This window comes from Allocoprococcus similis (assembly GCF_054660775.1).
Window position 1 is genome coordinate 139,172 of sequence record NZ_BAAHSG010000016.1, and the last position, 13,128, is coordinate 152,299.

General features: G+C 41.7%; 12 protein-coding genes. 11 read left to right on the forward strand and 1 reads right to left on the reverse strand.

Annotated features, from left to right (window positions below):
- Window position 1: 1 nt before the first annotated feature.
- From ACYQ5K_RS08375 to ACYQ5K_RS08420, 10 genes are all read left to right on the forward strand, one after another.
- Window positions 2-919, forward strand: a complete 918-nt coding sequence (locus ACYQ5K_RS08375; protein ID WP_117538749.1) for a sensor histidine kinase — start codon at window positions 2-4, stop codon at window positions 917-919.
- A 134-nt stretch (window positions 920-1,053) separates the two neighbouring features.
- Window positions 1,054-1,980: an ABC transporter ATP-binding protein gene (locus tag ACYQ5K_RS08380; protein ID WP_117538750.1), complete on the forward strand. Its 927-nt coding sequence runs from the start codon at window positions 1,054-1,056 to the stop codon at window positions 1,978-1,980.
- A complete protein-coding gene (locus ACYQ5K_RS08385) occupies window positions 1,973-2,782 on the forward strand; it encodes an ABC transporter permease (RefSeq protein ID WP_117538751.1) in 810 nt (269 codons plus the stop codon). Before ACYQ5K_RS08380 ends, ACYQ5K_RS08385 begins: the two co-directional genes overlap by 8 nt.
- Window positions 2,783-2,787: 5 nt before the next feature.
- On the forward strand, window positions 2,788-3,561 hold the full coding sequence (locus ACYQ5K_RS08390) for an ABC transporter permease (protein WP_117538752.1): 774 nt from the start codon (window positions 2,788-2,790) through the stop codon (window positions 3,559-3,561).
- 99 nt (window positions 3,562-3,660) lie between these two features.
- Window positions 3,661-4,053: a winged helix-turn-helix domain-containing protein gene (locus ACYQ5K_RS08395; RefSeq protein ID WP_033143723.1), complete on the forward strand. Its 393-nt coding sequence runs from the start codon at window positions 3,661-3,663 to the stop codon at window positions 4,051-4,053.
- A gap of 504 nt (window positions 4,054-4,557) precedes the next feature.
- Window positions 4,558-4,980, forward strand: coding sequence for a hypothetical protein (locus tag ACYQ5K_RS08400; RefSeq protein WP_015542925.1), 423 nt, complete (start codon window positions 4,558-4,560; stop codon window positions 4,978-4,980).
- 600 nt (window positions 4,981-5,580) lie between these two features.
- Entirely contained in the window at window positions 5,581-5,796 is a 216-nt protein-coding gene (locus ACYQ5K_RS08405; RefSeq protein ID WP_005361189.1) for a DUF6870 family protein, read from the forward strand.
- Between the two features lie 135 nt (window positions 5,797-5,931).
- On the forward strand, window positions 5,932-7,560 hold the full coding sequence (locus ACYQ5K_RS08410; RefSeq protein WP_459777455.1) for a recombinase family protein: 1,629 nt from the start codon (window positions 5,932-5,934) through the stop codon (window positions 7,558-7,560).
- Entirely contained in the window at window positions 7,561-9,210 is a 1,650-nt protein-coding gene (locus tag ACYQ5K_RS08415) for a recombinase family protein (protein ID WP_459777456.1), read from the forward strand. It begins immediately after the preceding gene.
- Window positions 9,195-10,736 (forward strand): recombinase family protein, encoded by a 1,542-nt coding sequence (locus tag ACYQ5K_RS08420; RefSeq protein ID WP_459777457.1) that lies wholly within the window; start codon window positions 9,195-9,197, stop codon window positions 10,734-10,736. The genes ACYQ5K_RS08415 and ACYQ5K_RS08420 overlap by 16 nt, the downstream gene beginning before the upstream one ends.
- A 55-nt stretch (window positions 10,737-10,791) precedes the next feature.
- Here ACYQ5K_RS08420 and ACYQ5K_RS08425 read toward each other — a convergent pair whose 3' ends face one another.
- The gene (locus tag ACYQ5K_RS08425; protein ID WP_459777458.1) at window positions 10,792-11,592 is read right to left on the reverse strand and encodes a cache domain-containing protein; all 801 of its coding nucleotides are present in this window, start codon (window positions 11,590-11,592) and stop codon (window positions 10,792-10,794) included.
- 833 nt (window positions 11,593-12,425) lie between these two features.
- On the opposite strand from ACYQ5K_RS08425, the gene ACYQ5K_RS08430 reads away from it, so the two are divergent.
- Entirely contained in the window at window positions 12,426-13,127 is a 702-nt protein-coding gene (locus ACYQ5K_RS08430; protein WP_055297659.1) for a helix-turn-helix domain-containing protein, read from the forward strand.
- The last annotated feature ends 1 nt before the right edge of the window (window position 13,128 follow it).

The window sequence follows — 13,128 nt, forward strand, 5'->3', positions numbered from 1 at the left end:
TATGAAGATCATCGTTTTCCTGTCCGTTGTGATTGCTATTGTAGCTGTGCTAACCTCCATCCTTCTCATTCGTCGCGTAAAAAAGCAAATAGCAGAAATGACCGATGCGCTGGTTGATGTGAAAAATGGAAATGGCAATCGGCGTATTTTGTCTGCAACAAATGAACTGATAGCACCTCTTGCCTATGAAATCAATGAGATCGTTGTGTCCTATGAAAGCAGACTTTCGATTGTCCGGCAGGCAGAGGAAACCAACCGCCAGCTTATGACGAGCCTTTCCCACGATGTTCGGACACCCCTTACAACCCTCATCGGCTATCTTGACGCTGCACATAAAGGGCTTGTTACAGGGAAAGACCGGGATGATTATATCGAAATCGCCCGCCGGAAAGCCCATGATTTGAAAGAATATATTGATGTACTCTTTGACTGGTTCAAGTTAAATTCCAACGAGTTTGCTTTGGAAATCCATCCTATTGAGGCCGCAGAGCTGACAAGAAATATCCTGATCGACTGGATACCGATTTTTGAAGATAAGCAGGTCGATTATGACATTGATATTCTCGAACAGCCTGTCCGGGTAAGATTGGATACGGACAGCTATATGAGGATTATCAATAATCTCATTCAAAATGTAATCGCTCACAGCCATGCGGACAAAATTAAAATTGCCCTGTCAAAGCAGGGAAATAACATGAGGCTGCTGCTGGCGGATAATGGTGTAGGAATTGAGAAAGAAGATTTGAAACACATTTTTGAACGGCTTTATAAGTGTGATAAAGGTCGGTCTGAAAAAGGCAGCGGTCTTGGTCTTTCTATTGTCCATCAGCTTGTAGAAAAGATGGGTGGAAGCATAACAGTTGAAAGTTTGCCGGGAAAAGGAACTGAATTTATGTTGTTTTTTCCTTTGGAAATTTAAGTGGGTTCCCGTCTTTATGGCGGGAACCTTTGTCATTTTGCCGGATTTCAAATTGCAAGGTTAATGCAAGGTTGCGGCAAGGTTAATGCAAGGTTGGCGTGATAGAATACTTTACAGAACAGGAGGTTTTGAATATGGACACAAATTACATCATTGAAACGAAAAATCTGACGAAGCAATACGGTTCACAAAAGAGTGTGGCTGACTTAAATATCCATGTGATGCGTGGGAGAATTTATGGTCTGCTGGGCAGAAACGGAGCCGGAAAAACTACTACCATGAAAATGCTGTTGGGCTTAACAAATCCGACTTCCGGGGAGGTCAAAATCTGGGGAAAACCCTTGCAGGGGAATGAAAAGAAATTGCTGCCCCGTATCGGCAGCTTGATTGAGTCCCCCGGTTTTTATCCAAATCTGACCGGCACAGAGAACTTGCGTATCTTTGCTACTCTGCGGGGCGTACCAAACAATCATGCCATCAAAGACGCTCTGGATTTGGTAGGACTGCCCTACAAAGATAAAAAGCTCTTTTCACAGTATTCTCTTGGTATGAAGCAGCGGCTTGCCATCGCCCTTGCCGTTATGCACGATCCAGAACTTTTGATTTTGGATGAGCCGATCAACGGTCTTGATCCCATCGGTATTGCGGAGGTACGCTCCTTTATTCGGGAGCTTTGCGACGCAAAGGGAAAAACGATTTTGATTTCCAGTCACATTCTTTCGGAGATTTCCTTGCTGGCTGACGATATTGGAATTATCGACCACGGTGCATTGCTGGAAGAAGAAAGTCTTGCTGAGCTGGAGCAAAAAAGCAGTAAGCATATCCGGTTTACGCTCTCTGATACTGCACAGGCGGCAAGAATTTTGGAACGCAATTTCCGTGAAAACCATTTCTCTATACAGGATGACCACAATCTGCGCCTGCACAACCTTGATCTACCTGTGGGGAAAATTGTAACTGCCTTTGTTGAAAATGGATTGGAGGTATCGGAGGCGCATACTTGTGAAGAAAGTCTTGAAGATTACTTCAAGCGTGTGACGGGAGGCGAGGGAATTGCTTAAACTGATCAAATGCGAATTTTGGAAATTAAAGCGAAAAAGATTATTATACGCACTGATGTCATTATCGTTATTTTTTCCGTTGATTTTGGCATATATGGCAAAGGCGGGAACAGGTGCAGATACAACGGAACATTATCTTCAAACCCGATTTGATTATGTTTATACAATGATGTTGGGATATGGATTGGTTTTTTTGCTTCCATGTCTAATTGGTATCATTGCCGCTATTTTGTTTTTTATAGAAAGAGATTGCGATACTTCCAAAAACCTTAGAACAATTCCTGTTACAAATACACAACTCATTATGGCAAAAATTTCTATGCTCTTTATTTTTAGCATTGCGTTTTGTCTGACAAGCACATTATCTGTTGCGTTGTTTTGTAAACTGTTTCATGTAGGAATGGTTTATGGTATGACTTATAAGATATTTATGAGCCTTATTTTTGGAGTTCTTATCGTAGCAGCTTCTTTGCCGATTGTATTTTTAATTATTTGTTTTAACAAAAGTTTTTTGCTTTCTATCCTGCTTGCGTTTTTTTATTCTATTTTTAACTGGGGCATACTGGGGACGATTGGAACATCTATAAGTGCTGCAAAAATTACTTTCTTAAATTCTTTCCCAGTTATATGTGTTATGAACTGGACAAGCGGCTTAATGATGGATCATTTGCAAAAAGACAATCTTTTGCCGGAAGCCTATGCGATTGTACCAACCACCTTCCATACAATTTTTATTCTGGCAATTACTGTTATACTTTCGTTGTGGTTGATCATTCGCTTTTATAAAAAATGGACGAGGTAAATGATATGGGAAAGATAATAAAAACGGAATTTTTAAAACTAAAACGCTATTCTGTAATAAAAGCCGGAATTATTATGACAGTGCTTTCGCCGCTGCTGTCACTGTTTTATTCCACAGCCAACGGTGGACAGACATGGACATTTGACTATTTTATGCAGCAAGTTATGATTAGTAACTGTACCTTGTTTTTTCCGATTATCATTGCACTGATAGCAGGTTATATTATAACAAGGGAATATACAGACGATACGATGAAGAATATATCAACAATTCCTATTTCATATAAACAGTTACTTTCAGGAAAACTACTTGTCCTATTGTTGTTGACAATCTGCTTTAGCTTTATAGGATGCGTGCTAGCATTAGTAATCAATGTTATTGCTGGATTTCCAGGAGTGCATTTTGGCAATCTGCTCAATATGTTTATTCGTGTTACCGGAGCAAATTTAGGAATTTACATTTCAGTTTTGCCGATTATTTTACTATTCTGTTGTTCGGTAAACAATTTTTTGGGTGGGGTTGCGTTAGCATTTGTGTATGGATATTTCGGAACTTTTGAAGGAACACTGTTAAATTATTATCCGATTAAAGCAAGCATGATTTTAGTAGACCCTACTTGTGGTGCGGAATATGGTTATACTTATCACATTTTCCCTGCTTTCATCACAATAGTTTTGACTTTCTTGATTTCTGTGATTATTCTTGCAAATAAAAAGAAAGAACCCAGCACATTGACTGTCACTAAGAAGAAAAAAGTAGTTAGAAAAAAGGGATGGTGACGTGATGGGACATTAGCTGTTTTTGATATAGAAGAATCCGGCAAACAGATTGGCGAAAAGTTATTTCTGCTTCTTAACGAGGAACAAAAGAATGCTCTAATGCAATATATTTTAGAACAAGAAGTCTGTCATGGATCGGCACTCATTTCCTGTCACACTTCTTCCATAATAGAGAAAAATCCTCTGACAGAAATACAAGAAGGCGAGCTTTATCTATGCCTGGAACATCGTACTGTTAGGGTTCGCGAACGGATTATCAACCTGACAAGTAAGGAGTTTGATATACTGGCATTACTCATTGCCAATCCCAAACGTGTTTTTACTTACGAACTGATTACCGATTTGGTTTGGAAAGAAGATTGTGATTTCTATTCGAGAAAAGCGATTCATAATCATATAAGTAAGTTGCGTAAGAAATTGCGCTTTGAACCGGATCTTCCAAACTATATTGAGAGTGTCGCCGGGATCGGCTATAAATTTGAACATCTATAACATGAGCCCACAAGGTGTTGTTTCCCCTTGTGGGCTTGCTTTTTGCAGCATATATTCTAAGAGCGGAATATGTAGAAAATTGCGAATATAAAGAGTAAAAAGCGAATATCTGCGGACTGATAAAGGAAACATAACCGATATAATTTTCTCCCAAGGAGGTATCAAGCAGCCGATTCAGGTTCCTCCTTGATGGGAGGAAATGCCTATGCGTCTATGCAACACAGATCTGCAGATAAACTGCTTTACATTCAGTCACCTATACGTCGTAGTCCAGCTCGTATGGATTGCGGCGTTTTTGGTTTCGACAAAGTTTGAGCATTTTCGCTGTCAACCTCCCGGAAAAATTTCATACTGCTGCTTTGGCGCGCCTGTTCTTTGTACGGGCGCGCTTTTTTGTACCCTTTTTTTAATCAGAAAGAGACTTAGACCTTATCGCTGCCGCAGCCCACCCTCTGATTTCGATTTTTGCCATCAACTCAAACATCGAAATTGGAGGAAATTACTATGAAGAAAATCAATCTTCGGGATTATTACCCGTATTATACACAGGACATGATCGTTGAGGTGCCGGATGAAGTTGCTTTGTTGCTTCGGGAATATATGTTGTTGGAAGAAGCCTATCGGATTCGTACATACCGCTATAAAGCATTTTACTCTCTGGATCGAGACGAAGGTATTGAGCGTGAGATATTGCAAAAGCCTCTTAACCCGGCAGAAATTTGGGAACAGCGCCAAATGACGGAGTTGATTTATAAAGGTCTTTCCAAACTTCCGGTAAAGCAGCGCCAACGAATCTATGCACACTTTTTTCTTGGCATGAGCAAAGCAGATATTGCCAAAGCGGAAGGAACACACAAAAGCCGGATCACCCGTTCTATCGAAGCCGGATTGCGTAGTCTGGAAAAATATTTCAAAGAAATTTTATAACAGACGGCAACTTTGCCCCTAAAAATGTACTGAATAGTAGAGGGACATATTCGGCGGGACAAGCTGGACGGGTGTGGTAAGGAAGCATATACATCCTCCCACCCCAACTGCAATATCAATTTGTCTGCCATGCCCCTTGCTTGTTCCTTGACAACCGAATATACGCTGTTACAGGTACTTCATTCTGTGTTCCGAGCGGCAGATGGGGCGGCGCGGTGACAGGCGGCCTAAGGAGGTGATGGATCCAGGCTGTCCGAGCGATAAACGCAACCTACGAAACCGGCTGTGGCAGGCCGGACGCGATAACGACGCAGATCATAATGGTACTTCTTCACAGCTTCCTAAAGACTTGGGGAGAGTTCCTGCGGCGTTTGCTTGCTCTGGCAAAGCGGCGGCGTATGCGGGACTATGATGCGGTGACGCTATCCGCAGCCTGTAACAGCCCCGTCCTTATAACAGAAGGACTTGCCGGGGTGCGTGGCAAATACGGCAGTAAAATCGAAATCAGATATAATGGGCCGGATTTATGTGTGTAATAACCATAGATCCGACCTATTCATGTGGTTTTGATAACACAGTTTTCAGAAGGGAGTTGATACTATGGAATTGAATACCATTGTCAGTGAAGTGGGTACACTGGTAGACATTCGGGATGTCTCTGTCAACAAAGAACTTTCCCGTGATGAACGGATTGCAGAATTCGTTCAGCAAATCAAAAATCCATACCATTTTAAGTGTGGGCGTTTTACTGTACAGGCCAGCTTTTCTGCTGAAGGTGCTACCCTGGAAGAATGTATCAAGGGTATTTTACGATAGGCGCAATTTTAAGAAAGGGGCTGACTTTTCCGTAAAAGCATGGTAGAATAAGAATCGGAAAAGGAATTGAATATGGACTAACCACACTTCTTGAATTGCGGGGATTTTTCTGTGCAACGAAAGGAGTGTTTTTTTATGCAGGTTTACAAAGCGATTAAGTACATCCGTCTTTCTTATACGGATGATAAAACAGTAGAAAGTGACAGCGTTGCCAATCAGCGGCGCCTGATCGATGATTACATAGCCCGACACCCGGAAATTGAGGTTGTGGCAGAAAAAATTGACGATGGTTATAGTGGCGTTTTGTTTGATCGCCCGGCATTTCAGGAAATGATGCAGATGATCGAACAAGGCGAAGCTAATTGCGTGATTGTCAAAGACCTCTCCCGCTTAGGTCGTGAGTACATAGAAACAGGCCGCTATATGCGCAGGGTGTTTCCAGCCTATGGAGTGCGTTTTATCGCAATTAACGATAATGTGGACACGGAAAATGACGCTGCCGATGATCTCACGGTTTCTGTCAAAAACATTATGAATGAGGCTTACTGTCGGGATATTTCCGTTAAGACACGGAGTGCCCTGGAAGTAAAACGGCGCAGCGGGGATTTTGTGGGTGCTTTTACCATCTATGGTTATGTGAAAGTCGGCGATAAACACAAGAGCCTGGAAGTAGACGAATATGCTGCCAATGTTGTGCGGGATATTTTCAGAAAACGGCTGGAAGGATTCAGCGCTTCCCATATAGCGGATGAACTGAACCGATTAGGAATTCTTTCACCGTTGGCGTATAAGCGCAATCACGGAATGCCTCATGCAAAAGGTGGCTATACAGACCGAAAGGATTGCAAATGGTCTGCAACTACAATCATCCGCATTTTACAGGATGAAACTTACACCGGAACACTGGTCCAGGGCAAGCAGACAACGCCCCATTTCAAATTAAAAGAGCGTGAGGACAAACCTTCTTCGGAATGGATTCGTGTGGAGGGAACCCATGAAGCGATCATACAAAAGCACGATTTTGATCTGGTGCAACGGCTCCGCAGGATTGACACAAGGACTTCTCCCAAATCGGATAAGGTTTACCTGTTTTCCGGCATTTTGATCTGCGGCTGTTGTGGCTGCCGTATGACCCGCAAGACGAACCGCTATAAAGATAAAGAGTATCACTATTATTACTGCCCGACCGGCAAAAAGAATGGCTGCACATCGTCGGTCATGCTGAAAGAGTCGGATCTGATTGAATGTGTACAGGACAGTTTGAAAGGATATATTGAAAATGTTGCTTCTCTGGATGCCCTGCTGTCCAGTATCAGTCAAGAACGGATTAACCGGGAATTGGCGCAGGAATATGCCGCACAGATTAGAGTAAATGAAAAGCGTGTGGCACAGACCGAGGGCTTTAAGGCAAAACTCTATGAAAATCTGGTGAGTGGAATTCTGACAAAGGAAGAATTTCTCTCTTACAAGCGAAAATACAATGCAGATATTGAACTGTTCCAAAAAGCAATCGCTGAATGGAACGAAAAACTTACAGATGTATTGGAAAACCGAAGCGAACGAAACCGTTGGATCAACCATTTTATGAAATTTTCTACTATGGAGGGTATTGACCGTCGGGCAGTCATGCAGCTTATCCGAAGCATACGGGTAATGGGTAAAGATGAACTGCATATTGAATTTAATTACCAGGATGAGTATCAGAAAGCAATCTCTTTGGCGGAACAGATTGCTACAAAAAACGAAGAAAGGATGGTGGGCTAAATGGCAAGAAAAAGCAGAAAACAGACGGCAGCTCCCATGCCGGCACCATCTTTATATGTACATGTGGCTCTGTATATCCGTCTTTCTGTGGAGGATAACAAAAAGCGGGGCTGCTCAGTAGAAAACCAAAAACTGGTACTGAATGACTTTCTTTCAGATAAACCGGACTTCGTTGTGTATGATACTTATATCGACAACGGAGCAACAGGGACAAATTTTCACCGCCCTGGATTTCAGCAAATGCTATCTGATATTGAAGCAGGCCACATTAACTGTGTGATTGTTAAGGATCTTTCCCGATTAGGGCGAAATTCTATTGACACAGGTTATTATATCGAACAATATTTTCATGCGCATAATGTTCGGTTCATTGCTGTTACGGATCAGTTTGACACAGCGGATTCCGGAAATCTTCATGGCGGTATCATGCTGCCTTTGAAAAATATGATCAATGAAGCCTATGCTCTGGACATTGGGCGAAAAATCAAAGCACAGGCGCGGCAGGCTATGAAAGATGGCGACTATATTGGTGCACGGGCACCTTACGGTTACAGGAAAGACCCGGATGATTGCCATAAACTTCTGATTGATGAAAATACTGCCCCTGTAGTAAAACAGATTTTTGAATGGGCACATGAACATGTGGCACTGAACCGGATTGTCCGCAACCTAAATGAGATGGGGATTCCGGCACCGAGCCATTATAAAAAGACCACTGGCGAGATTACCAGTCCGGGACTGATCGGAAGCGGCAAATGGCAGACCCGTACAGTGATGAAAATCTTAGAAAGCGAAGTTTATACAGGCGATCTGGTGCAAGGGAAAACAAAGATTGTAGATCATCAGCAGGTCAAGGCTGGAGAAGATAATCTGATTATTGTAAAATGCACCCATGAACCGATCATCAGCCATGAGTTGTTTAATGCAGTTCAGGAATACAGAAAACAGATCTGTGAAGAAAGCAAAGCAACTCCAAAACGTCCCTACACACCAAACATTTTCAAAGGTAAAGTGTTCTGTGCTGATTGTGGCAGAAGCCTTCACAGGCAACGCGCCGAGCGCCGGAAAGGACCCGACACTTACTGGTTCCACTGCCTTACAAACAGCCGGGTGGAAAAAGATAGCTGCAAAGGTGCGATGATACAGGAGAAAGAACTGATTTCTACTGTTACGGCTATTCTTGAAAAAGAGCTGACAGTTGCGCTGGGAATGTCGCTGCCACTCTTTCAGTTGGAGGCAAGACAAAAACAGGAAAAAGATAAGCTGAAAATTCAGATGTCGGCCAAACGACAGAAAATTGAAAAAACACGCCGGCTGATTCGTGGCCTATATGAAAATTTTGTACAGGGTATTTTGACAAATGACGAATACTTTGAATTGAAAGCGGATTATGAACATGCTATCAATGCTCTGTCTGGTGAGATTGAAGTATTTGAAAAATCTATGGACTCTCTGGACAACCAGCTTGCCAGATACCGTGCAATGGAAAAGGATGCAAAAACACTGGCACAGGATCACGTACTGACTGCAGAACTGATCGAACGGCTCATTGAACGAATTGAGATAGACCACGAGCGGAATATTCATGTTACCTTCCGTTTCAAAAATGAATTTCAGGGAAAGGCGGTGGAACCGTGCGCAACTATGTGATTGCCCTTTATATCCGTCTTTCTGTGGAAGATTTCAAAACTGAAAGTTTGAGCATACCAAATCAAAAACTGATTCTTCGTGAAAAAGCTATGTCTCTGCCGGAATGGGATGACAGCGAGATTTTGGAATTTATTGACAATGGTCATACGGGGACAAACTTTGAGCGTCCGGCGGTGCAGGAACTTTTAACAATGGTTCAGGCCGGAAAAATCAACTGTATTATTGTAAAAGACCTTTCCCGATTTGGACGTAACAGCATTGAAACCGGCTATTTTATTGAGCGGGTATTTCCTCTTTATCACACCCGTTTTATTTCCGTCAGTGATGATTTTGACACAGCTAATTTCAAAGGTGATACCGGAGGGATTGATATTGCTTTCAAGTATCTTATCAGCGAGTGTTATAGCCGGGATATGTCCATGAAAACCAAAAGTGCAAAATACGCAAAGATGCGTCGTGGGGAATATCAGAGTGTCATCTGTCCTTACGGCTATCGCAAGAGTGCAGACGGACGTATGGAACCGGACGAGGATGTTGCCCCGAATGTGCAGATGATATTTCAATGGGCGTCTGAAGGCAACACCGCAGCCGAGATCACAAGAAAATTGTATGCCATGAATATCCCAACCCCTGGGGAATATCGCAAACTTAAAGGCAAGGCCTATTACAATGTTTCCCGAACAAACGGCGTTTGGAGTACATCAACGGTTCTGCGTATTTTAGAAGATCAAAGATATATCGGTACCTATGTAATTGGCAAGAGAAAGGTAAAAGAGATTGGCAGCCGACATACACAGTTAAAGGATGAAAGTGAGTGGTTCAAAATCCCGAACCATCATCCGGCTATTATAAGTGTGGATCTATTTGAAAAAGCCAATGCTTCAATTAAGCGTTTCTCTCTGTCAAATAAAAAACCGCGTGATTATCTGCTCCGCGGTAAGGTATTCTGTGGATGCTGCGATCATGCAATGTCTCTACGAAATGGTGCGTGGTTTTATTGCCGTCATTCCGAGGTGGCTGAAACGCTTCCTTGTCATGGTGTGCGCATAAAGATGGCCGATCTGGAGCAGGTTGTATTTGAAACAATTCGGGCTCAAATGTGTCCGGCACTGGGAATTGACAGCAATAAGGATAAATTGGATTTGCAGACAGTCCAGCAGGCCGAACATGAAGAAAAACTCCGTTCTATTCAAGACAGCAAGCGGCATCTTTATGAGCAGTATGCGCTTGGAGAGATTGATTTGGAAACCTATCGAACACGAAAAGCGGTTTATGACACGGAACTGGTACGAGCTAAAAATGTTCATGCTGTCATTACTGCACAGACAAAGCAGATAAAAAGTGATTATGAGATCAAGCTGAAACAACAGGAAATTGTGCAGGAAGTCGGAAACGCCAACATGCTGACAAAAGCTCTGATTGACCGGCTTATCAACAAAGTTTACGTCTTTCCAGGAGATCGGATTGAGATTGAATATGCAACACAGGATTTCTTAAAAACAAAGGAATCTGAAAAGGAGGTATAACCGTGAACACCCATTTGAAACAGCTATGGGCAGCTATGAGGCTGCCCGAAAAACTTCAAAAAAAGTTATAAATTTTTTTGTCGTGGGCTTGACATACGGGTGATAAATCTGCTGTAATCTTGCGGCAGTTTGCGTGTCCTTGCTTAAAATCTTCCTGAAGGGTAGCACCATCTTCCGAGGTCTGAAATACCCAGTCAGAGGAAGAAGTAAAAAAGTTCTCCCGGATTTCGTTGTGCGTAGATTCAATGGAAATGATGTTGCCGTCCGAGTCTGTGATAAATGAGTAGCCGGAATCGGAATAAAGATCCTCAAAGAGCATGGTAGTCAGTTCCGTGACATCGATGGAGCCTCCAAGGACACCGATAATATTCTGATCTTTGTCATAAACAGGAACTGTGAGGACAACAAGGGTTTCGTTGTCTATTCTGCTTGACAGAGGAGAACTAAGGACGCGTCTGCCTTCCAATGTCTTTTGAAAATAGTCCCGTGAATTTGCATCGATTTTTTTCCCATCGCTGGAGTGCCCGATACCGTCTGTAGAAAAAAGCATAAGCCGATGATAGGAGCTGGAAGAAGCCAGTTCAGCAAGAAGCTGAAGATTATCGTTGCTGAACAGATCGGAAGTTGTTCCGAAGTATGCAGCAGGACTCTCCAGGAATTCATATTCTTTTTCCAGAACCAGTTCCAGGTGATCCTTTTGCTGCAGTGTGTTTTTTTGAATAACGTTCTGTACACTCTTATCAACGCTCTGTTGTACAAACCAGAAAAAAATCAGAAGTGTGAACGTCATTACAATCAGGAACGAAATGACAGCCGTTCCGTATTGCATCAGTTCATGACGTGATATTTTTTTCATGTAAGATCCCCCTCATATTGTACGTTAACAAGATGTTGGGGTCAAAAGGTATTTTGCCCCCTTTGATACCAGATTGCTACGTGCTTTGCACTCTCGCAATCCTCAAAAACATTCGTAATCCACTCATTTTTCTTTGAAAAATGGCTACTTACTCATGTTTTTGTCGGGTCAAGAGGTCAAAAATCCTCTTGCAAGCAAGCTGCATCGGCTTTCTGACCTTTTGCCCCAGTATCTTAACAAATAAGTAATTAGATTTTCTAAATTATATCATAAATGTTCTGGAATGTCATCGAATTTGTATGTGAAATGGATAGAAACTATGCATAATAAACAAAAAATGAACAGAAAAAGAGAGAATAACGTGAAAATTAACAAAAACATTACGTTATCCTATCTCTAATTGTAAATCATTTGACTGGTGCATCTTCCACAATGTTTATGAATACCAGACTTATAATATCCTGGATCAGACTTTCGCAGTCTTCTTTTTCAAAATTCATAAGAGTTTTTCTTTTTATGCCAGTTGATTATACATATAACTGAATGATTAGTATGATGGCACTGAATACGGTTATCATACCCATTAGAGGCATAAGTGGATACGAGTGTAGCGAAAATAAGGACGATAAATAATATAGTAAGAGCAGAAGGAAAAGATTTTATCCGGGTAAATCAGAAAAGACAAAAGGGGTGCGTTTTATTGACACGAAAAAATCAGACGTGTTATTATTGAAAGAAGAGAAAAAGCATGGTGCATGTTAGAAAATTGGGGAAATGTATTAAAATTTATGCACATGTCATAAAAAAATTGATTTAAAGGAAAGGAAATTGGTATGAATGCAGATGAGAAGGTAGGGCGTAATATTAGAAAATACCGAATGGCATATAATATGACACTGAAAGAACTTGCCGTAAGACTGCATAAGAGTGTGTCGACAGTTTCTAAATACGAAAAAGGGGATATTTCATTGGACATTTCGACATTTCTTGAATTGTCTAAGATTTTTAAGGTGTCACCTCTTGCGATTATCGGAGATGAGATTGCCGAGGAAGAGGAAGAATATACTTATGCGGAGACGATTGAAAAATTGTATATGTACAGCTATGACGGGATTGGAAAAGTAATTGTCAAAAGTGTGATTGAACAGCAGGCGGTGGAAGGAAAGAATAACAAATATAAAGTGCATTTGTTTAATGACGTAAGTGAGGTCAAAGAACCGGGGGAATGTGGAGGACTTTATGCTGGTGAGTATGAAAAGGAAGGATTTATCGGAACCTATATGCTTCATAACCAGGCGCTGAAATCAGAACACATCATGATCTCCTGTGTAAATAATCTGGTGAATCCGGGACAGCAGCTGGCACTGGTGTCCGGTCTCTCCAATTATACGATGCTTCCGGTGACCTTTAAAGCAGTGATTTCGGAAAAAGAAATTGTAAATAAAGAAAAGCTTATGAATCTTCTTACATTCAACAAAGAAGATTTTAAACTTATGAAGCAGATGAATTATCTTACCATACAAAATATGAGATAAA